The 20344-nt window shown below is 67.7% G+C and carries 15 protein-coding genes and 1 riboswitch; of the genes, 3 read left to right on the forward strand and 12 right to left on the reverse strand.

The window, feature by feature from the left end:
- Window positions 1–116 precede the first annotated feature (116 nt).
- The 4 genes from rpmA to LQV16_RS07995 form a co-directional block, all read right to left on the reverse strand.
- Entirely contained in the window at window positions 117–380 is a 264-nt protein-coding gene (gene rpmA, locus LQV16_RS07980) for a 50S ribosomal protein L27 (protein WP_009372867.1), read from the reverse strand.
- Between the two features lie 62 nt (window positions 381–442).
- The gene (gene rplU, locus LQV16_RS07985; RefSeq protein WP_018773353.1) at window positions 443–751 is read right to left on the reverse strand and encodes a 50S ribosomal protein L21; all 309 of its coding nucleotides are present in this window, start codon (window positions 749–751) and stop codon (window positions 443–445) included.
- 403 nt (window positions 752–1154) lie between these two features.
- The gene (locus LQV16_RS07990; RefSeq protein ID WP_290369348.1) at window positions 1155–2864 is read right to left on the reverse strand and encodes a bifunctional hydroxymethylpyrimidine kinase/phosphomethylpyrimidine kinase; all 1710 of its coding nucleotides are present in this window, start codon (window positions 2862–2864) and stop codon (window positions 1155–1157) included.
- Window positions 2847–2943, reverse strand: a riboswitch (TPP riboswitch). It overlaps the preceding gene by 18 nt.
- 146 nt (window positions 2944–3089) lie before the next feature.
- Window positions 3090–6332, reverse strand: coding sequence for an Rne/Rng family ribonuclease (locus LQV16_RS07995; protein WP_229993370.1), 3243 nt, complete (start codon window positions 6330–6332; stop codon window positions 3090–3092).
- A 478-nt stretch (window positions 6333–6810) separates the two neighbouring features.
- Here LQV16_RS07995 and LQV16_RS08000 point away from each other — a divergent pair, with 478 nt between their 5' ends.
- Window positions 6811–7482: a vitamin K epoxide reductase family protein gene (locus LQV16_RS08000; protein ID WP_229993371.1), complete on the forward strand. Its 672-nt coding sequence runs from the start codon at window positions 6811–6813 to the stop codon at window positions 7480–7482.
- A 97-nt stretch (window positions 7483–7579) separates the two neighbouring features.
- Here LQV16_RS08000 and ndk read toward each other — a convergent pair whose 3' ends face one another.
- The 4 genes from ndk to ileS all read right to left on the reverse strand — a co-directional run bounded on the left by ndk (window position 7580) and on the right by ileS (window position 13248).
- Complete coding sequence (gene ndk / locus LQV16_RS08005) at window positions 7580–7993, reverse strand: nucleoside-diphosphate kinase (RefSeq protein ID WP_090578496.1); 414 nt, start codon at window positions 7991–7993, stop codon at window positions 7580–7582.
- An 83-nt stretch (window positions 7994–8076) separates the two neighbouring features.
- Complete coding sequence (locus LQV16_RS08010; protein ID WP_229993372.1) at window positions 8077–8532, reverse strand: DUF4233 domain-containing protein; 456 nt, start codon at window positions 8530–8532, stop codon at window positions 8077–8079.
- 3 nt (window positions 8533–8535) lie between these two features.
- Window positions 8536–9894 (reverse strand): folylpolyglutamate synthase/dihydrofolate synthase family protein, encoded by a 1359-nt coding sequence (locus LQV16_RS08015; protein ID WP_229993373.1) that lies wholly within the window; start codon window positions 9892–9894, stop codon window positions 8536–8538.
- A 3-nt stretch (window positions 9895–9897) separates the two neighbouring features.
- Window positions 9898–13248 (reverse strand): isoleucine--tRNA ligase, encoded by a 3351-nt coding sequence (ileS, locus tag LQV16_RS08020; protein WP_229993374.1) that lies wholly within the window; start codon window positions 13246–13248, stop codon window positions 9898–9900.
- 430 nt (window positions 13249–13678) lie between these two features.
- Here ileS and LQV16_RS08025 point away from each other — a divergent pair, with 430 nt between their 5' ends.
- Window positions 13679–14740, forward strand: coding sequence for an endonuclease/exonuclease/phosphatase family protein (locus LQV16_RS08025; RefSeq protein WP_229993375.1), 1062 nt, complete (start codon window positions 13679–13681; stop codon window positions 14738–14740).
- Here the strand turns inward: LQV16_RS08025 and LQV16_RS08030 are convergent.
- From LQV16_RS08030 to LQV16_RS08040, 3 genes are all read right to left on the reverse strand, one after another.
- Entirely contained in the window at window positions 14737–15801 is a 1065-nt protein-coding gene (locus LQV16_RS08030; protein WP_229993376.1) for a glycerophosphodiester phosphodiesterase, read from the reverse strand. The genes LQV16_RS08025 and LQV16_RS08030 overlap by 4 nt on opposite strands.
- Window positions 15802–15967: 166 nt before the next feature.
- Complete coding sequence (locus LQV16_RS08035; protein ID WP_229993377.1) at window positions 15968–16759, reverse strand: SDR family oxidoreductase; 792 nt, start codon at window positions 16757–16759, stop codon at window positions 15968–15970.
- 27 nt (window positions 16760–16786) lie between these two features.
- Window positions 16787–17176 (reverse strand): DUF488 family protein, encoded by a 390-nt coding sequence (locus LQV16_RS08040; RefSeq protein WP_229993378.1) that lies wholly within the window; start codon window positions 17174–17176, stop codon window positions 16787–16789.
- 94 nt (window positions 17177–17270) lie between these two features.
- Between LQV16_RS08040 and valS the strand changes: the two genes are divergently transcribed.
- Window positions 17271–19889, forward strand: a complete 2619-nt coding sequence (valS, locus tag LQV16_RS08045; protein ID WP_229993379.1) for a valine--tRNA ligase — start codon at window positions 17271–17273, stop codon at window positions 19887–19889.
- Window positions 19890–19990: 101 nt separating this feature from the next.
- Here the strand turns inward: valS and LQV16_RS08050 are convergent, their stop codons facing one another.
- Complete coding sequence (locus LQV16_RS08050) at window positions 19991–20284, reverse strand: antibiotic biosynthesis monooxygenase (protein WP_229993380.1); 294 nt, start codon at window positions 20282–20284, stop codon at window positions 19991–19993.
- Window positions 20285–20344: the final 60 nt, after the last annotated feature.

The following is a 20344-nucleotide window of genomic DNA, read 5'->3' on the forward strand; positions in this document are numbered from 1 at the left end:
TGGATCTCCTCAGTGCTGTTCCCCGGACCCACAAAGGGGCCCAAGATGATTGTAATGCGGTTAAAACACCGGTGGAGCGGACCTAATGGCCCGCCCCACCGATTTAGAACGTTTTGTTACTCTGCAGCTGCAGCAGCCACGATGTTCACAACGCGGCGACCACGGCGGGTGCCGAATTCGACAGCACCGGGGGTCAGGGCGAACAGGGTGTCGTCCCCGCCGCGGCCGACGCCGGCGCCCGGGTGGAAGTGGGTGCCGCGCTGGCGGACGATGATCTCGCCTGCGGAAACTACCTGGCCACCGAAGCGCTTGACGCCGAGGTACTGGGCGTTGGAGTCACGACCGTTGCGAGTGGAACTCGCGCCTTTTTTATGTGCCATTTGGAATGCCTGCCTTCAAAAAATTCTGGGGAATCTGCTGGAACCTGAACAGTAACGAAGAGTTACTTGATACCGGTGATCTTGACCTTGGTCAGTTCCTGACGGTGGCCCTGACGCTTCTTGTAACCGGTCTTGTTCTTGAACTTCTGGATGACGATCTTCGGACCACGAAGGTCTTCGAGGATCTCAGCCGTAACCGTTACCTTGGCCAGGTCCGCAGCAGCAGACGTGACTTTGTCACCGTCCACCAGGAGCAGTGCGGGCAACTCAAAGGTGCTGCCGGCTCCACCGGGGACGCGGTTCAGGGTAACGAAGTCTCCAACGGAAACCTTCTCTTGGCGGCCGCCTGCGCGGACAATCGCGTACACCACTGGGGAACTCACTTCTCTCGACGTTTATTACTAGATTTGCGTGCGGAACCTGGGGCCAAATTGTTTGGACCGGCTCACGCTGTGCCTCAACGCCGGTGGATTCCCCGGGGGAACCCATGAGCTATCCCCGGAACAAATCCACTTGGAATTCCAAGCAGGCTGTTCTCAGGGTCATAACCCAAGTGTTGGCGTAAGCACCGAAGACCTAGAATACGCTAATTTTGCCTTCGGCCGCAAATGAGGCTGGTTCCGGCTGGTAGTCCGTGATAGGCGCCACAACGTCTTGAAGCAAAGACCGTGTCAATGTTCTTGACCGTGATCTCGACCGTCTTGATGCTGTGCTGCCGCAACGACTTCCGGAACCGTGCCCCACCATCGTACCGGCTGTGCGGGCCAGGTCGTGTCAGGCGTACAGCCGCGGCGCGTCGAAGAAGGCCACTTCGTAGCCCGATGACTGCCGGAAAGCCAGGGCCATGGCCTCCCGCTCGCTCCCGGATGCCCGTCTGGCCGCCGTGTCCGTGTACGCGATGGCCTGCCGGGTCGCGGCGGCGAAGTCCTCATCGGCGTACGTCCGCAGCCAGTCGGCGTAGGGGTGTGCCACGGGGGCGCCGCCGGCAAGGAATTCCCGGTGCAGGGTGGCCCCGACCTCGGCGTAGAGCCAGAAGCATGGGAGCGCCGCCGCGACGAGGATCGCGTAGCTGCCGGCCACCGAGGCGGCCAGCAAGTGGTCCACGTACGACTTCGTCACCGGGCCCAGGTTGGGGGCAGTGGGGCGGGTGCTGAGCCAGGAACGGTGCAGCTCTGATTCGACCTCCAGGCAGGTCTGTGCGGAACGGGCCCAGAACAGCTGCTCCGCCTCGGTGGGGGCGATCGCGGCGGCACGGGCCAGGACCCGGGAGTAGCCGTTGAGGTAGATGGCGTCCTGGGCGAGGTAGTACGCGAACTCGTGCTCGGGCAAGGTCCCGTCGGCCAGCCCGCGGATGAAGTCCAGGGCGTAGATGGCGTCAAGATCGCCCGCGGCCCCTGCGCGCAAGGCAGCGGCGAACTCGCCCTCCGCCGGACCGTGGCCGTCGAGGCTGCCCTGGCCGCGTTGGTCGTCTTTGAGGGCGTGCACATCGCCAGTTTGCTGCATGTGGTGGAAGTGATGGACCGGACCGTTGCCGGAGCCGACGTCCAGGGCCGCGGCTTCGCGGAGCGCGCCCAGCAGCCACGGCTTGACCTCCCGCAACGCCGCTTCCCAGTCCCCCACCCGGGCCTGCACGGTGGCCATGGCCGAGGACAAGGAGCAGCCGGTGCCGTGGCTGTTGCGCGTGGCGATCCGCTCCCCCGGCACCACCACCGTTTCCCGGCCGAGCAGGCCCCCGGTGTTCACCAATGCATCCGGGCAGCCGGCGCCCGCGCCGTTCCCGCCCTCCGCGGCATCGCCGCCGTCGACGGGTCCGTCCCCGGGCTGGCCGCCCTGGGAGTGTCCGTCCTTGAGGTGCCCGCCTTTGACCAGCACGGTGGTGCCGGTCAGGGCCGCCAGTCGTTTGCCCTGCGCCAAGGCCTCAGCCCAGTCGGCCGCGGCGGGCTCTTTGAGCAGGATGGCGAGTTCGGCGAGGTTCGGCGTGATGAGGTCCGCCAGCGGCAGGAGGGCCTGCAGGGCGGCCTCGGCCGATTCCTGCAGGAGCCGGTCGCCGCTGGTGGCGACCATCACCGGGTCCAGGACGACGACGACGGGGCGCACCTTTTCCAGCCAGCTGCGGACGGCGTCGATCACCGCGGCGTCGCCGAGCATGCCGATCTTGACGGCGTCGATGCCGATGTCGTCGCTGATGGCGTCCAGCTGGGCCGTGAGGAACGCGGCCGGGGGCACGTGGACGGCGCGCACGCCCTGGGTGTTTTGGGCCGTCAGGGCCGTGATGGCGGCCATGCCGTAGCCGCCGTTCGCTGCAATGCTCTTCAGGTCGGCCTGGATCCCGGCCCCGCCGGAGGGGTCGGAGCCGGCGATGGCCAGCACGCGGGGAATGCGCGGGGGTGCGGACGGGGACGGCACGGACGGGGACGGCCCTGCCGTCTGACAATCGCTGGGCAGAAACTCGGACTGATTCGATCTCGCGGACAAGTCAGACATCCCTTCGCCGGTGCTAACCGGACAGGTTCAACGGGTCTGGATCTCAGCCGGCTGATGCGCGGCACCCCGTGTCAGTGTTCCAGCCTAGCCGTTGCCACCGGGCTGCTCCGTTAACGCAGGAGCGGGACCGGGCCGGAGCGGACGTATTGTTACGCCCGCTCCGGCCCGGTCCCGCAGTCCAACCAGTCGAAGGGACCGGTCGGGGAAGCGATCAGTCGCGGCGGACTACAGCTCCGACGCCGGTACGCCCACGCCGAGGATGATCGGCTCGTTGCCGGCCGGGATGGACGCCGGCCTGGCCGCGGCGGGTGCCTTGGCCTCGTGAACCGATCCGGCCGCGGCCGGACGCGTCGCCTCGCGATGCTCCACGGAGGTCTCGTTCGCAGCGCCCTGGGCGCGGCTGGCGCTCCGGTTGCGGCGCCCGCGGCGGCCACGAACCGTGGTGTCCGCTGTCCGCGAAGCCGGCGCCTGCGCAGTGCGCACGGCTGCGGGCGCCTCCGGTGCCGCGGAAGCCGCGGAGGGCGGGGCCTGGACGGCGTCCATCCCGGCCGGCTTGCCGGCCTCGGCGTCGCCCAGGTTGGCGAAGGCCTCGGTCAGCAGGTCCAGGGTCAGGGCCGGTTCCGGCGTGTCCTCGGCGTGCTCCACGAACGGCAGGGCCACCTGCTCACCGCCAAACGTCAGCACGGTCGCGGGACGTCCGGCTGCCTCTTCGGCGGCCGCGAGCTGCGTGACGGCGTCGACGGCGGCCTTACGGGCCCCGGCGTCGCTGGCAGCGGCTGCCTCCCCGTCGTGCAGGTGCGCGGCGTGCGCCGCGGCGGCGATGTTGGCCAGCGCGGCCCGGGTGGCTTCAGCCTTGGCGTGGCGTTCGGCCTCGGTGGGCTCGACGTGGACGGCTGCGGGTGCGGCCGGCGCCGTCTCCGGGCCCTGGCCTCCCCTGCCGCGGCGACGGCTCTTGCGCTCCGTGCGGGCAGCAGGCTGCGCCTCGGCGCGCGGCACATAGTGCTCCGCGGCAACCGTGTTGGCGCGGCGGTGTTCCACCGGTTCGTCGTGGGTGACGATGCCGCGGCCCGCGCAGGTTTCGCACTGTTCGCCGAAGACTTCCAGCAGCCCGGTGCCCATCCGCTTGCGGGTCATCTGCACGAGGCCCAGCGAGGTCACCTCGGCCACCTGGTGCTTGGTCCGGTCCCGGCCCAGGCACTCCACCATGCGGCGCAGCACGAGGTCGCGGTTGGATTCGAGCACCATGTCGATGAAGTCGATCACGATGATGCCGCCAATGTCGCGCAGGCGCAGCTGCCGGACGACTTCCTCGGCCGCTTCCAGGTTGTTCTTGGTGACGGTTTCCTCGAGGTTGCCGCCGGAGCCGGTGAACTTGCCGGTGTTGACGTCCACCACGGTCATGGCTTCGGTGCGGTCGATCACGAGGGAACCGCCGGAGGGCAGGAAGACCTTCCGGTCCAGGGCCTTGTGGATCTGCTCGTCGATGCGCCAGGCAGCGAAGATGTCCGTGTCCTTGGTCCACTTCTCGAGCCGGCCCACGAGGTCCGGTGCCACGTAGGTGACATAGGCCTCGATGGTGTCCCAGGCTTCCTCGCCGGAGACGATCAGCTTGGAGAAGTCCTCGTTGAAGACGTCGCGGACCACCTTGATGGTCAGGTCAGGTTCGCCGTAGAGCAGCTCGGGGGCGAGGATTTTGGTCGACGTCGACTGGCTCTCGATGCCCTCCCACTGCGCGCGGAGCCGGTTGATGTCGTGCGTCAGCTCTTCCTCGGAGGCACCCTCGGCCGCGGTGCGGACAATGACGCCCGCGTCCTCAGGCAGGCGGTCCTTGAGGATCCGCTTGAGGCGGTTGCGCTCGACGTCGGGCAGCTTGCGGGAGATGCCGGTCATGGAGCCGCCGGGCACGTACACAAGGTAGCGGCCGGGCAGCGAGATCTGGCTGGTGAGGCGGGCCCCCTTGTGGCCGACCGGGTCCTTGGTGACCTGGACCAGCACGGAGTCGCCGGACTTCAGCGCGTTCTCGATCCTGCGCTGTTTGCCTTCGAGGTTGACGGACTCCCAGTTCACTTCGCCGGCGTAGAGCACGGCGTTGCGGCCGCGGCCGATGTCCACGAATGCGGCTTCCATGGACGGCAGCACGTTCTGGACCTTGCCCAGGTAGACGTTGCCGATCAGGGAATCCTGCTGGGTCTTGGACACAAAGTGTTCGGCCAGGACGCCGTCTTCGAGGACCCCGATCTGGATTCTGTCGTCGCGCTGGCGGACGATCATCTGGCGGTCCACGGACTCGCGGCGGGCCAGGAACTCGGCCTCGGTGATGACGGTGCGGCGGCGGCCGGTGTCGCGGGATTCGCGGCGTCGCTGCTTCTTGGCTTCCAGGCGGGTGGAGCCCTTGACGGACGTGACGCGGTTGTTGACCGGCGCCTCGGCCATGGCCCGCGGCGCACGGACGCGGGTCACCGTGTTGGGCGGATCGTCGCCTTCCCCACCGGTCAGTTCCAGGTCCTGGTCGCCGCGGCGACGGCGGCGGCGGCGGCGCGACGTCACGCCATCCTCAAGGGTTGCCTCGGAACCTTCGTCGCCCTCGTCCTCGGCGCCTTCGGACTCGGTGTCGGACTCGGCGGACGTACGGGTGCGCCCGCGCCGGCCACGGCTGCGGCGTCGACGGCGGCTGCCGGCGTCCTCGTCCTCGTCGCCTTCTTCCTCCTCGGGCTCCGCTGCTGCTGCGGCAACGGGGACCGGGCGCACCACGGTGCTGAGGTCGGGGGCCTGGAAGATCACGGAAGTGAGGGCACCCGGTTCCATGAACAGCGACGTGGCCGGGCTTTCCTCGGGCAGGGCTTCCGGCCCTTCGGGCTGGGCCGCGGCGGGGGCTTGCGCAGGTTCGGCCGCCGTGGCGGCTTCTGCCGGCTCGGCTTCTTCGGCCGGGACCGCTACTGCGGGTACGTCTTCGGCTTTCGGTGCGGCCTTGGCACGGCTGGCGCGGCGCCGGACCGGCTTCTCTGGGGCCGTCTCTGCGACCTTCTCTGTGGCCGTCTCCGTGACGGCGGCGTCGTCGGAAGCAGCGGCCGCCTCGGGAGCCTCTGCCGCGGCAGGCGCGTTGGCTTCGGGCTCTTCAGCGAAGGCAGGCAACGGTTCCGGGGCGGCAACAGGCTTGCGGGCACGGGTGCGCCGTGCGGGCGCCTTTACAGCAGTTTCGGGGGCAGCAGTTTCGGGTACGGCGGTTTCGGCGTCGGCTGCTTTGCGGCGCGCGGCGACGGGCTCATCCGAGCCGGCCGCTTCGGCCAGCACCGCGGCTTCAGCCACGGCCTCCGCGGCGGCCGCGGCGTTGACCTTTGCGACGGGCGCCTTCCGGCGGGTCCGGACGGCCCTCTTCGGCGCTGCCGGAGCTTCCGCTTCCGCAGTTGCTTCTGCTTCCCCGGCGGCTACTAGTTCTTCGTTACCGGCTACAACCTGGTCATTATCCATCTGTGGCGACACTCCTGCCCCTGATGCGCCGCCACATTCGGCGCCCGTTGGGGCAAATATGCGTCAACACCCGCAGGCATTGACAGAAGTCAATTGGATACCCTCAGGTTCGCACCGGCAGTGGGGTGCGGCAGCCCTGGAGGGCCGGCGAGATTGTTTTGGAACCCGTTGACCTACACGCCACAACCAGGTGCCGTCCAATGGCATTGCGGGACAGCTGGAATCAGAGGATCCGCAGCTCCCTGCTCATCATTGGCGGTCTTGAAACAAAATCGCCGGACCGGAATCCGGATGTGGATCGGGTTCCAGCCACGATCATTGTCTCACAGGAGCCGCCAAAGCTGGCGTAGGCGGGGCCTGAAGTGCTTTCGGAGCGGCTGGGCAGGGCGGCAGGGGCCGTTCTCCGCCGCTGCCCAGCCTGCGGCGTTAGAATCGGGCCAGAAGAACACGGTCAAGACGATCAAAGGACTCATATTCCATGCCCAGCATCTCCAGCACTGCCGGTGACGCGACCGTACAGCACCCGGGTTCCGGCCCGGCGCCCGCGGACCGCTCCCTTCCCACGATGACCCGCGACCGCCCGTTCGCCTGGCTCCTGCTGATCACCGGCGTCGTTGGCTGGCTCGCTTCCGGCGCCCTGGTGCTGGAGAAGCTGGAGGTCCTGAAGGACCCCAACCACGTCACGGTCTGCGACGTGAACCCGTGGATCTCCTGCGGCCAGGTCATGCAGACGCCGCAGAGTTCTGTGTTCGGCTTCCCGAACATGTTCATCGGCATCGTGGCTTTCGCCGTGATCATCACCACGGCCATGGGCATCCTGGCCGGCGCAAGATTCGCCCGGTGGTACTGGCTGGGGCTGCAGGCGGGCGTGACGCTGGGCTTCGCGTTCGTTATCTGGCTCTGGTCCCAGGCCCTGTACGCCATCCACATCCTCTGCCCGTTCTGCATGATCGTCTGGGCCGTGATGATCCCGTTGTTCGTCTGGGTGAGCGTCCGCAACATCTCCCACGGGGTGATCGCGTTGCCCGCCGGTCCCACCAAGGTGATCGGCGACTCGGGCTGGATCATCACGGCGCTGCTGTACGTCGCCGTCATCGCGACAATCTTCTTCGCCTTCATCCAGGTCTTCATCGGGACCTCCGGCTACTAAGCACTCCCGAACGCCGCGAGATAACAGTTAAGGCCAATGTTCAGCGTGAACATTGGCCTTATCTGTCACCTCGGTGAGGCGAGGGTCCAGGAAATTCCTAGAACCAGATCTTGATCTCGCGCTCGGCGGATTCCACCGAATCCGAGCCGTGGACCAGGTTCTGCTGTACCTTCAGGCCCCAGTCGCGGCCGAAGTCGCCGCGGATGGTGCCGGGCGCCGCCGTCGTCGGGTCCGTGGTCCCGGCGAGGATACGGAAGCCCTCAATCACGCGGTGGCCCTCGAAGATTGCGGCGACCACCGGGCCGCTGAGCATGAACTCAACCAGCGGCTCGTAGAACGGCTTGCCGACGTGCTCCTCGTAGTGCTGCTCGAGCAGCTCGCGGTTCGCATCGACTTTCTTGAGCTCGGCCAGGGTGTAGCCCTTGGCTTCGATCCGGCTCAGGATGGCGCCGGACAGGTTGCGGGCGACGCCGTCGGGCTTGATCAGGACGAGGGTGCGCTCAATGCTCACAGCTGCTCCAATGTGTTGGGGTGGGGTTCGGGTCAAGTCTACGGGGTGCGGCCCAAGCGCCGGGCGCAGGTTCAGTCGCTGGTTCAGGCGCCGTTGCCGGGCGCGGGGCCCTGGGGATGGGCCGCATCCCATTCAGCCTGCTCGCGCTCCCGCTGCGCGGCCTCCCGGTCAATCCGGATGCCGGTCCGGACCCCGTACCACCAGGCCACGGCGAAGAGCGCGCCGACGAGGTACATGGCAGGCTCCACGAGGCCGCCCAGTATCAGGACGAGCTGCAGGATCCAGCCCAGGGCCACTCCCCACGGCTTGGAGAGGACCGCGCAGGTGAAGATGAAGACCAGGCACAGGCCGATCCCCACGGAGAAGACCAGGGCCGCAGGATATTCGTTCCGGTGCAGGCCAAAGACGGCCAGTGTTCCGAAGAGCACCACGAAAGCTTCCAGCAACAGGACCGTGGAGGCGAACATGACCTTCGTGGAACGCCGCTTCTTGGGCATGCCCGGACGCCATTCGCGCTGGGCTTTGGTGAGTTTCGCCATCGCTTACGCGTCCGCCTTTCCGAGCAGGATGCGGGCGTCCGCGACGAGCGTGATGGACCCGGTCACCAGGACGCCGCCGGCGAGTTCGTCATCGGCTTCGGCGCGTTCCACGGCCCATTCGATGGCGTCGTCGAGCTTTGCAGCGACATGGATGTTGTCCTCGCCGAAGCCAAGATCAATGGCGACCTCAGCCAGGTCCTCGGCCGGGACGGCGCGGGGCGAGTTGGACTCGGTGAAGCAGTATTCGGTGGCCAGGCCGCCCAGGGATTCCTTGAGCTGGCGCAGGATCTCCTCGGCGTCCTTTTCCCGCAGCACGCCAACCACCACCACCAGCTTGGTGAAGTTGAAGGCCTCGTGGATGGCCTCGGCGGAGACCCGGATGCCCTCCGGGTTGTGCGCCGCGTCCACGATGATGGTCGGTGAGGTGCGGACCACCTCGAGCCGCCCCGGGGACGTGACAGAGGCAAAGGCCTCCTGCAGGATCTCGGCGTCGATCGCCTTCTCCCCGCCGAAGAACGCTTCCAGCGCGGCAATTGCGACGGCGGCGTTCTCGGCCTGGTGCGCGCCGTGCAGCGGCACCAGCAGGTCCTCGTAGCGGCCGGCGATGCCCTGGATGGTGACCATCTGGCCGCCCACCGCGACGGTGCGGGATTCAACGCCGAACTCCACGCCCTCGAAGCGGAACGGCACGTTGACCTCCTTGGCCTTCTCCAGGAGGACCTGGGCCGCGTCGACGGGCTGCGCCGCGCTGATGAGGAAGCCGCCGGGCTTGATGATGCCGGCTTTCTCAAAGGCGATGTCCCCGGTGGTGTCGCCCAGCAAATCGGTGTGGTCCAGGGAGATCGGGGTGACCACGGCCACCTGGCCGTCGCCGACGTTCGTGGCGTCGGTGATGCCGCCGAGGCCCACTTCGATCACCGCGACGTTGACCGGCTGGTCGGCGAAGACCGCGAAGCCCAAGATGGTCAGGCACTCGAAGTAGGTCAGCCGGGGCTGGCCCGCCGCCTCGAGTTCGCTGTCCACGATCTGCAGGTAGGGCCGGATCTCGTCCCAGATCCGGACGAACGTCTCATCCGGCACCGGGGCGCCGTCGATGCTGATCCGTTCGGTGACCTTGGACAGGTGCGGGCTCGTGTACCGGCCCGTGCTCAGGCCGTGGGCCCGCAGCCCGGCCTCGATCATCCGGGCCGTGGACGTCTTGCCGTTGGTGCCGGTGACGTGGATGATCGGGAACGCCTTGTTCGGCTCCCCCAGGATTTCCATGGCACGGTGCAGCGGGGCGAGCCGAGGTTCCATCTTGTTTTCCGGCGCCCGGCCCAGCAGCTCGGCGTAGACGCTTTCTACGGAGAATTCGTCGGTCATGGTTTAGGCCCCAACTTTCTTTGCAACACTGACCAGCGGTTCCTTGATGTCGGCCGTCACAGTTTCCAGCTCGATGGTCAGGGTTTCGGTCTTGACCAGCGCCGCGTTGGCCAGCAGGGCTTCGACGACGTCCTGCTTGGCCGTGACGGAGGTGCTGATCCGGTCGCTGACATTGAGTCCGGCGTCCTTGCGGGCCTGCTGGATGGCGCGGACCATGTCGCGTGCCAGGCCCTCGGCCTCCAGTTCCGGGGTGACCTCGGTGTTCAGGACCACGAACCCGCCGCCGGGAAGCACTGCGGCGGCCCTTGTGGCAGGACCGGCTCCGGTTCCCTCCGCGGCTTCAGCCACGACGGTTTCCAGGGTGTATTCCTGCGGCTCGAGCTCGAGGCCGCCGGCGGTGACCACCCCGGCTTCGCTGACCGACCAGTCACCGGACTTGGAGCCCTTGATGGCCTGCTGGACGTTCTTGCCCAGGCGCGGGCCGGCGGCCCGGGCGTTGACCACGAGCTTCTGCTCGATGCCGAACTCCTCCGGGGAGGCGGCATCGGCGTCGAGCAGGCGGACCGAGCGCAGGTTCAGTTCATCGGCGACGACGGCGGCAAAGCCTCCCAGCGCGTCCGCGCCGGGAGCCACGACCGTGAGTTCCTGCAACGGCAGGCGCACGCGCAGGTTCGCGGCCTTGCGCAGCGAGGAGCCGGTGGAGCAGATCTGCTGCACACGGTCCATCGCTTCGACCAGTCCCGGGTTGGCCGGGAACAGTCCGGCGTCCGGCCAGTCGGCCAGGTGCACGGAGCGCCCCCCGGTGAGGCCTCGCCAGATCTCCTCGGAGACCAGCGGCAGCAGGGACGCGGCCACGCGGGAGACGGTTTCCAGTGCGGTGTAGAGCGCGTCGAAGGCATCAACGCTCTCGTCGAAGAAGCGCTGGCGGCTGCGGCGGACGTACCAGTTGGTGAGCATGTCAAGGTAGCTGCGCAGTTCGTCGCAGGCGCCGGAGATGTCGTAGCTGTCCAGCTGGGCGGTCATGTTCCGGACGAGGTCCCCGGTGTTGGCCATGAGGTACTGGTCCAGGGTGTCGGCGTAGCCGTCATAGCGGAGCTTGGCGTCATACCCTGTCCCGCCGTTGGAAGCGTTCGTGTACAGCGTGAAGAAGCTGTACACGTTCCACAGCGGCAGGATGACCTGGCGGACGCCGTCGCGGATGCCTTGCTCGGTGACCACAAGGTTGCCGCCGCGCAGGATGGGGCTGGACATCAGGAACCAGCGCATGGCGTCGGAGCCGTCGCGGTCCAGGACCTCGGAGACGTCCGGGTAGTTGCGCAGGCTCTTGGACATCTTCTGCCCGTCCGAGCCCAGCACGATGCCGTGGCTGATGACGTTGCGGAAGGCCGGGCGGTCGAACAGCGCGGTGGAGAGGATGTGCAGCATGTAGAACCAGCCGCGGGTCTGGCCGATGTACTCGACGATGAAGTCCGCCGGGTTGTGGGTGTCGAACCATTCCTCGTTCTGGAACGGGTAGTGCACCTGGCCGTAGGGCATGGACCCGGAGTCGAACCAGACGTCCAGGACGTCCTCGACCCGGCGCATGACGGACTGGCCCTCCTCCGGGGTGCGGGGGTCATCCGGGTTCGGGCGGGTCAGCTCATCGATGAAGGGCCGGTGCAGGTCCACCTGGCCGGCCTTGTTCAGCGGCAGGCGGCCGAAGTCGGCCTCGATCTCGGCCAGGGAGCCGTAGACGTCGGTGCGCGGGTAGTCGGGGTCGCTGGACTGCCAGACCGGGATGGGGCTGCCCCAGTAGCGGTTGCGGCTGATGGACCAGTCGCGGGCGTTGGCGAGCCACTTGCCGAACTGGCCGTCCTTGACGTTGCCCGGGATCCAGTTGATGTCCTGGTTGAGCTCGGACATGCGGTCCTTGAACTTGGTGACCTCGACGTACCAGGAGGACACCGCGCGGTAGATCAGCGGGTTGCGGCAGCGCCAGCAGTGCGGGTAGCTGTGCTCGTAGCTGGCCTGGCGGACCAGGCGGCCCTGGGCGCGGAGCACCTGGGTGATGGGCTTGTTGGCCTCGAACACCTGCAGCCCGGCGATTTCGGCGAGGTCGCCGTGGCCGAAGAGCGGGAGGAATTTGGCGCCTTCGTCGACCGAGAGGACCACCGGGATGCCGGCCTCTTCACAGATTTTCTGGTCGTCTTCGCCGTAGGCCGGTGCCTGGTGGACGATGCCGGTGCCGTCGGTGGTGGTGACGTAGTCGGCCTCGAGGAAGCGCCAGGCGTTCTCGGTGCCGTACTTTTCGGCGTCGTGGAAGTAGTCCCAGAGCGGCTCGTAGCTCAGGCCGTCGAGCTCGGCGCCGGTGTGGCGGGAGGTGATGGCGGCTTCCGCGGCGGCGGCGCCCTCGGCCCCGTCACCGTAGCCGAGGTCCTTGGCGTAGGCGCCAAGGAGGTCAGCGGCGAGCAGGAAGCTGCCCGTGACGGGCGCTTCGGCTGCCGCGGCCTTGATCCCGTGCGGGCCGGCCGGCAGGACCACGTAGCTGATGTCGGGCCCGACGGCGAGCGCCAGGTTCGTGGGCAGCGTCCAGGGCGTGGTGGTCCAGGCGAGCGCCTGCACCCCGGCGAGCTGCCGCGACAGCTCCGATTCACCCGCCGTGATGGGGAACGTGACCGTGACGGTCTGGTCCTGGCGGTTCTTGTAGACGTCGTCGTCCATGCGCAGCTCATGGTTGGACAGCGGCGTCTCGTCCTTCCAGCAGTACGGCAGGACGCGGTAGCCGTTGTACGTGAGGCCCTTTTCGTGGAGCTGCTTGAAAGCCCACAGCACGGACTCCATGTACTCGACGTTGAGCGTCTTGTAGTCGTTCTCGAAGTCCACCCAGCGCGCCTGGCGGGTGACGTAGCTCTTCCACTCGTCGGCGTACTTCATGACGGAGGCGCGGCAGGCGTCGTTGAACTTGTCGATGCCCATGGCCTCGATCTGGGTCTTGTCCGTCATGCCAAGCTGCTTCATGGCTTCCAGCTCGGCGGGAAGGCCGTGCGTGTCCCAGCCGAAGCGTCGCTCGACGCGTCGGCCGCGCTGGGTCTGGTAGCGGCCCACGAGGTCTTTGGCGTAGCCGGTCAGGAGGTGGCCGTAGTGCGGCAGGCCGTTGGCGAAGGGCGGGCCGTCGTAGAAGACGAATTCGTTGGACCCGTCTTTGCCAGCATCGCGCTGGTCGATGCTGGCCTGGAAGGTGCCGTCCTGGTCCCAGTATTTGAGGATGCGCTCTTCGATCTCCGGGAACTTCACGGAGACCGGAACACCAGAGGTGTGGGAAGCGGAGGTGGTGGAGCCGGCGCCTGCGGCGGCGGCCTTGGGGTAATAAGTCATCTCGACATCCTGGGTTGAGCTGGTGAACACATGTATTCATTCAGGATGCGAGGACGGCCCCTGCACTGTCTTTTGACAACAACTGTCTTTCGACAACACCGGCACCGCGGTACCACCTCACTTACCTCCACCGGACCGCACCTTTTCCAGAAAGGGGCTGCACCGGCGTCGGCCGCTCATTACTGCTGTGACGGGCTTACCCGTCCGGTTCTACTGGCCCTGGCACCCGCAGTGGCGACTGAGTCTCCACCGCACGCGGGGGTGTTCTTCCGGAAGCTCACCGGTGATGGCCGGGTCAAAGCTGCTAAGTCGATGGTACCGGAGAAAATACGGGCTTTCACAGCGCAGCAAACTCCGCGGCCAGGGGCGACGCCGGCGGCCCGACTGCATAGACTCGTGCCATGACCGTCCCGCCGCCTCGGGCCGACCCGTGAAGAGCCGCAGCTCAAGCCGCCGCTGGCACCTGTCCTCCGCCCTCTGCGCCGCGCCCGTGGTGGTGGTGTCCGTGTTCCGGGCGGTCCCGGCGCCGTGGCCGGCGCCTGTGGTCCAGCTCGTGGCCTTCACACCCTGGTTCGTGCTCCCCGCCGGCGCCGCCCTCCTGCTGGCGATGCCGGCACGGCGTCCCTGGGCGGCCCTCCCGGCCGGTGCCCTCCTGGCCCTCCAGCTGCTCTGGCTGTTCCCGCCGGACCGGGTGGCGGACCGGTTCCTGGCCCGGCAGGCCGATCCGCCGCATGGAGAGCAACAGAGCACAGGGCAGGAACAGGCCACGACACGCCCGCCGGCGGCGGAACTGAAGGTCATGACCCTCAACGCCTGGAAGGGCCAGGCGGACGCCGCGGAGGTGGTTCGGCTGGTGCGCGAAAACGGCGTCTCGCTCCTTGCCGTCCAGGAACTCTCCCCCGCCCTGGAAAAACGGCTGGATGCTGAGGGGCTGGGCGCGCTGCTTCCGCACCGGATCAGCCGCTCGAGGGACGGCGCGGGCGGCGGAGCCGTGTACTCCTCCCGCCCGATCGTTCCGTTGGACTCCGTGGACGGTTCCGCCTTCCACATGCCCACGGTGCAGTTGGAGCTCGACGCCGGCGGCCGGCCGGTCTCCCTTGCCGTGACCAACGTGCACACCAAGGCACCGGTCTGGGGCCGGGCCGGGCAGTGGCGGAGCGAATTGGCCGCCCTGGGCCGCCTTGCCGCCCGTCGGGGCAACCTGCTGCTGCTGGGCGACTTCAACGCCACCCTCGATCACGCCGAGTTCCGCCAAATGCTTCAGGGGCCGGAGGGGGCCGGGCCCGGCGGCCCCCTCGTCGACGCCGGGGCCGCGGCCCTGGCCCGCCTGGTTCCGACCTGGCCCATGGATGGCCCCCCGCTGCCGGGCGTGGTGATCGACCACATCGTGACCGGCCCGCAGGTTCGCAGCGGCGGCTATTCCGTGATGCCGGTAGCCGGGACGGACCACGCGGCGGTTCTGGCCACGCTGTCCGTCCCGGCGGAGGACTAGCTGCGCGGCAGTTTCATGCCGGACTCGGCCATCACGTCCCGGAGCCGGTCCGGGTAATCCGTGATCAGCCCGTCCACACCCGCACCGATGAGCGCGCGCATGGTGGGCTTGTCATCAACGGTCCACGGAATGACCTGCATGCCTGCCGCGTGGGCGCGGCGGACCATGTCGGCGGTGGCATAGGGAACATAGCCCGGATCCGTCACGGCGCCGTTCTGCGGCGCGCCGTGCACCGGAGAGATGGCGTCGAAGCCAAGGGAGGAGGCCGCGGCGACAAGGTCACCGCCGAAGTCATCGGCGTCGATTCCGCCCAGCCACGGCGACTTGCCGGGCTGGCCCGCCTGGAGGAAGTCCTTGTTGGTCAGGGCCACAGTGCGGATCTGCGGATCGCGCTGCTGGACCAGGCGCAATGCACCCCAATCAAAGCTCTCAATCGAGACACGGCTCTGCATGTGGGCTGCCGTGATTTCGCGGAGAGCGACGTCGACGAACTGCTCGCGCGGTGCGGTTTCCTGCGGCGCGCCGGCCTCCACCTTGGTTTCGATGTTGAACTTCACCTGGCTGGCGCGGTAGGAGTCCGCCAACGCGAAGACCTCGGCCAGCGTGGGCATCTTTGCGCCCGGGGAGGCAACCTGGCCCGGGAACTGGGGAAGCGTGAGGCTGCCGCAGTCCAGGCTGCGGACCTGCGCGAACGTCAGGTCCCTGACGTACTTGCCGACGTAGGGGAACTGGGGGTCGTTCGGTGTGACAGGAGCCGTGTCCAGGCACTTCTGGCCGCTGATCTTGCGGTCGTGGGTGATGACCTCGTGGCCGTCCTTGGTGATCTGGAGGTCAAGCTCGAGGGTGGAGACGCCGGTCTCGATCCCCTTGGCGAAGGACGCCAGGGTTGACTCGACAGTCAGGCCGATGCCGCCGCGGTGGGCCTGGAGATCGAAGTGGTTGTCCTGGCCGTTGGCGTTGGTGTCGGCCGCGGGGGCCTGGACCGCGTTTGCCTGGGCCGAGGTGGCGAGCAGCAGGGCTGCGCTGAGTACGGCAGCGCCGAGCTTCGTCGGGGTTCGCATGGGAAAGTTCTCCACTCTGGTGGTGTGCAGTTGCACGGGCCACCCTGCCCCGCCGCGGCCAACTCCGGACCAGCGCAGCCTGACCGGCACACGACGCCACGGTGAACGGCCGGAGTCGCCGCCGGACGTCCCGGCCCACGCGGCTGGACCTAAGCCCAGACCTGCCCTACTGGCTCTTGCGGATCAGCTTGTAGTTGGCCGCCTGGGCCACCGGGCGGATCACGATCTGGTCCAGGTTGATGTGGTGCGGCGCCACGACGGCGTAGCGGACCACATCGGCGACGTCGGCGGCCGTCAGTGGCTTCTCGACTCCCGCGTAGACCTTGGCTGCCGCGTCCTGGTCGCCGAGGCGGTTGAGGGCGAACTCCTCGGTCTGCACCAGGCCGGGGGCCACCTCGATCACGCGGAGGTTGTGCTCGGCCTCTTCGAGCCGCAGGGCGCCGGTCAGGGCGTGCTGGGCGAACTTGGCCGCGTTGTAGCCGCCGCCGCCCTCGTAGGCCGAGAGCCCGGCGGTGGAGGTCAGGTTCAGCACGGTGCCCTCGCCGCAGGCACGCAGCATGGGCAGGAACGCGCGGATGAGCTTCATGCTGCCCAGCACGTTGACCTGGAACATCCATTCCCAGTCCTCGGTCTTGGCTCCGGCAACCTTGTCGGCGCCGCGGGCACCGCCGGCGATGTTGATCAACGTGTCGATGCCGCCGGCCCGGGTCACCTCCTCGAGCAGCCGGGCCACATCGGCGTCGTCGGTCACGTCGGCGGGAAGCGCGATGGCACCGGTTTGGGCGGCGAGCGCCTCGAGCCGGTCGGCGCGGCGGGCGACGGCGAAGACGGTCCAGCCTTCCTTGCGGAGCGCACGCACCGTGGCGTCGCCGATTCCGGTGCTGGCGCCGGTGACTACTGCTGCTTTGGCTGCTGTTGCGTTGACTTCTTTTGCGCTGTTGTCTATTCCCTCAGTCATGGCACCACCCTAACGGCAACGCCGGGCTCATTTCCTACTGTTGCTGCTGTGCTCCAGGAACTCCTGCAGCACCCGGGCATGGTTGGTCTCCGGGTCCCGTGCACCGAACAGCAGCGTCACTTTCCCGTGCTCCGCCGCGAGTCCGTAGAGCGTCTGCACGGCGGGGTTGGTTTCCAGCTCCGCCTCGTAGGCCGCCCGGAAGTCCGCGAACCGTTCCTGCATGTGCCCGAACTCCTTGCGCAGCGGCGGGGACGGTGCCACGTCCTTGAGCCAGAGCTCCAGGTGGGCCCGTTCCTTGCTGACTCCCCGCGGCCAGAGCCGGTCCACCAGGACCCGGCAGCCGTCGTCGTCGGAGGGGTCATCATAGATGCGCTTGATCGCAAATCTGGCCCCAGATTTCTCCATAGTGCTGGACATTAGTGCAGTGGATTGCCCTCGCATAGTGCGGTTCATTGCAGTGGACTGCCGCGATTAGGTGAAACGGACTGAAAAGAACTGCAAGAATTGACCCATGGCTGAAGACAATCAGGGTACAGACACGCCCACCACCGCCCCCATCAACGTTCCGGACAAGCCCGCCCTGGAGGGGCTGGAAGAGGCGCTCACGCAGCGCTGGCTTGACGAAGGGACCTACAAGTTCAACCCGGACACCACCCGGGAGCAGGTCTACTCGATCGACACTCCCCCGCCCACGGCGTCGGGATCCCTTCACGTCGGACACATGTTCTCATACACGCAGACCGACGTCCTGGCGCGCTACCAGCGCATGACCGGCAAGAACGTCTTCTACCCCATGGGCTGGGACGACAACGGCCTGCCCACAGAGCGCCGCGTGCAGAACTACTACGGCGTGCGCTGCGACCCCACCGTCACCTACGACGCCGGCTACCGCCCCCCGGCCGAGCCGGCCAAGAACCAGCGCGACTTCGACGTCATCTCGCGCCGGAACTTCATCGAGCTGTGCGAAGAGCTCGCTGTCGAGGACGAGAAGGTCTTCGAGCACCTCTTCCGGACCCTCGGCCTGTCCGTGGACTGGGACCTGACCTACCGGACCATCGATGACAAGTCCCGCGCGATCTCGCAGCGGGCCTTCCTGGCCAATCTGGCCGCCGGCGACGCCTACATGGCCGAGGCGCCTACGCTGTGGGATGTCACGTTCCGCACCGCGGTGGCCCAGGCCGAACTGGAGGACCGCGAAGTCGCGGGCGCCTACTACCGCTACCCGTTCTTCACCGAAGACGGCGAGAAGATTTACATCGAGACCACCCGCCCCGAGCTGCTGGCCGCCTGCGCCGCGCTCGTGGCGAACCCCGACGACGAGCGCTACAAGCCGCTGTTCGGCAAGAAAGTCACCTCCCCCCTGTTCGGCGTCGAGGTAGAGGTCAAGGCCCACCCGCTCGCCAAGGCGGACAAGGGCTCCGGCGCCGCCATGGTCTGCACCTTCGGCGACCTCACCGACGTCACCTGGTGGCGCGAACTGCAGCTGCCCACCCGCGCAATCGTGGGCCGCGACGGCCGCATCATCGGCGAGACCCCGGACTGGATCACCACCGAAGAAGGCCGCGCCAACTTCGCGGCCATCGCCGGCAAGACGGTGTTCAGCGCCAAGGAAGGCGTGGTGGAGCTCCTGGCCGCCGCGGAACTGCTCGACGGCGAGCCCAAGAAGATCATGCACCCCGTGAACTTCTTCGAGAAGGGCGACAAGCCCCTCGAGGTCGTCACCTCACGCCAGTGGTACATCCGCAACGGCGGCCGCGACGAGGACCGCCGCGAACGGCTGATCGGCCGCGGCAACGAGATCGAGTTCCACCCCGCCTTCATGCGCTCCCGCTACGAGAACTGGATCTCGGGGCTCAACGGCGACTGGCTCGTGTCCCGCCAGCGCTTCTTCGGCGTGCCGGTACCGGTCTGGTACCCCCTGGATGCCGACGGCAACCCCGAATATGACGCCCCGATCGTCCCGTCCGACGCGCAGCTCCCCGTGGATCCCGCGGCGGACGCCGCCCCGGGCTACGAAGAAGCCCGGCGCGATGTGCCGGGCGGCTTCACCGGCGACGCGGACGTCCTCGACACCTGGGCCACGTCCTCGCTGACGCCGCAGATCGTGGGCGGCTGGAGCACCGACGAGGCACTGTTCGCCAAGGTCTACCCCTTCGACGTGCGCCCGCAGGGGCACGACATCATCCGGACCTGGCTCTTCTCCTCCGCCGTCCGCGCCGATGCGCTGCAAAACACGGCTCCGTGGAAGCACGCGGCCATCTCCGGATGGATCCTGGACCCGGACCGGAAGAAGATGTCCAAGTCCAAGGGCAACGTCATCGTGCCCACCGATGTCCTCGAGGAGTACGGCTCGGACGCCGTGCGCTACTGGGCGGCCTCGGCCAAACTCGGCGCGGACACCGCCTACGAAATCGCGCAGATGAAGATCGGCCGCCGCCTGGCCATCAAGCTGCTCAACGCCTCCAAGTTTGTCCTGAACCTGGGTGCCACCGAGGACTCCGTCGTTTCCGGCGACGTGTCCGTGCTGAGCAACCCGCTGGACCGGGCCGTCCTGGCCCAGCTCGCCGATGTTGTCGCCCAGGCCACCAAGGCGTTCGAGGGCTACGACTACGCCCGGGCCCTGCAGATCACGGAGAGTTTCTTCTGGAACTTCACGGACGACTACGTGGAGCTCATCAAGGACCGTGCCTATGGTGCGGCCGGCGAGGAGCAGCAGGCGTCCGTGCTGGCCGCGCTGGCGACAAGCCTGGACACCCTCCTGCGGCTCTTCGCGCCGTTCCTGCCGTTCGCCACGGAGGAGGTCTGGAGCTGGTGGCGCACCGGTTCCGTGCACCGCGCCCAGTGGCCGTCCGCCGTCGCGGTCGACGGCGACACGACCCTCCTGGCCACGGTCGGCACAGCGCTCAGCGGCATCCGCAAGGCCAAGTCCGAGGCGAAGGTCAAGCAGCGTACCGAGGTGCTGTCAGCGACGATCACGGCCTCGGAATCCCTCACGACGCAGCTGAAGGCCGGTCTCGGCGACCTCAAGGCCGCCGCCAACGCGCGTGAGCTGGCGCTGGTCGCGGGCGAGGGAGAACTCAGTGTGAGTGACGTCGTACTGGCTCCGGCCGAGCCGCCGGCCCAGGCGTAAGGCCTGCGGCCACATCGATACCGAGGAAGAGGGCCCTCGGCCCGGCCCAGGCCGGGCCGAGGGTTCTCTTTTGTTTACCAGGTCTTTGCCGTCCGGGCGCCTCAGATTTTGAAGGACATCTCGAAGCGCGTCAGCACCGGCGGAGCGGCCAGGAGCTCTCCCAGCCCGCTCGCGCCGTCGCCGGCCCGCCAGGTGCGGTAGGCCTCGTCGTGCTCCAGCGACGCCCACTGTTCCACCACGAGAACGTGCGCCGGATCCGTGCTGTCAACCAGCACATCGACGCCGAGGCAGCCGTCAAACGCCCGGGTAGCGGAAAGGATGTCGCGGAGCACGGCCGCGGCCGTGGACACGGCTTCGGTTTTGAAGTTCAGGTCAAAATGGGCGGTGATGGGCATGGTGCTCCAATGATCGGGGTGGGCTCAGGACACAGGACGCCGCCAGGCGGGATGCTTCAC

This window comes from Arthrobacter sp. Bi26, from assembly GCF_918697925.1.
Classification (GTDB): domain Bacteria; phylum Actinomycetota; class Actinomycetes; order Actinomycetales; family Micrococcaceae; genus Arthrobacter.

What these genes read in the sequence shown, in the direction of transcription:
- rpmA (WP_009372867.1), bottom strand. Translation starts at nt 380, where the DNA reads ATGGCACATAAAAAAGGCGCGAGTTCCACTCGCAACGGTCGTGACTCC.
- LQV16_RS07990 (WP_290369348.1), bottom strand. Translation starts at nt 2,864, where the DNA reads ATGTCTGACTTGTCCGCGAGATCGAATCAGTCCGAGTTTCTGCCCAGC.
- LQV16_RS07995 (WP_229993370.1), bottom strand. Translation starts at nt 6,332, where the DNA reads ATGGATAATGACCAGGTTGTAGCCGGTAACGAAGAACTAGTAGCCGCC.
- LQV16_RS08000 (WP_229993371.1), top strand. Translation starts at nt 6,811, where the DNA reads ATGCCCAGCATCTCCAGCACTGCCGGTGACGCGACCGTACAGCACCCG.
- LQV16_RS08010 (WP_229993372.1), bottom strand. Translation starts at nt 8,532, where the DNA reads ATGGCGAAACTCACCAAAGCCCAGCGCGAATGGCGTCCGGGCATGCCC.
- LQV16_RS08015 (WP_229993373.1), bottom strand. Translation starts at nt 9,894, where the DNA reads ATGACCGACGAATTCTCCGTAGAAAGCGTCTACGCCGAGCTGCTGGGC.
- ileS (WP_229993374.1), bottom strand. Translation starts at nt 13,248, where the DNA reads ATGACTTATTACCCCAAGGCCGCCGCCGCAGGCGCCGGCTCCACCACC.
- LQV16_RS08030 (WP_229993376.1), bottom strand. Translation starts at nt 15,801, where the DNA reads ATGCGAACCCCGACGAAGCTCGGCGCTGCCGTACTCAGCGCAGCCCTG.
- LQV16_RS08035 (WP_229993377.1), bottom strand. Translation starts at nt 16,759, where the DNA reads ATGACTGAGGGAATAGACAACAGCGCAAAAGAAGTCAACGCAACAGCA.
- LQV16_RS08040 (WP_229993378.1), bottom strand. Translation starts at nt 17,176, where the DNA reads ATGTCCAGCACTATGGAGAAATCTGGGGCCAGATTTGCGATCAAGCGC.
- valS (WP_229993379.1), top strand. Translation starts at nt 17,271, where the DNA reads ATGGCTGAAGACAATCAGGGTACAGACACGCCCACCACCGCCCCCATC.
- LQV16_RS08050 (WP_229993380.1), bottom strand. Translation starts at nt 20,284, where the DNA reads ATGCCCATCACCGCCCATTTTGACCTGAACTTCAAAACCGAAGCCGTG.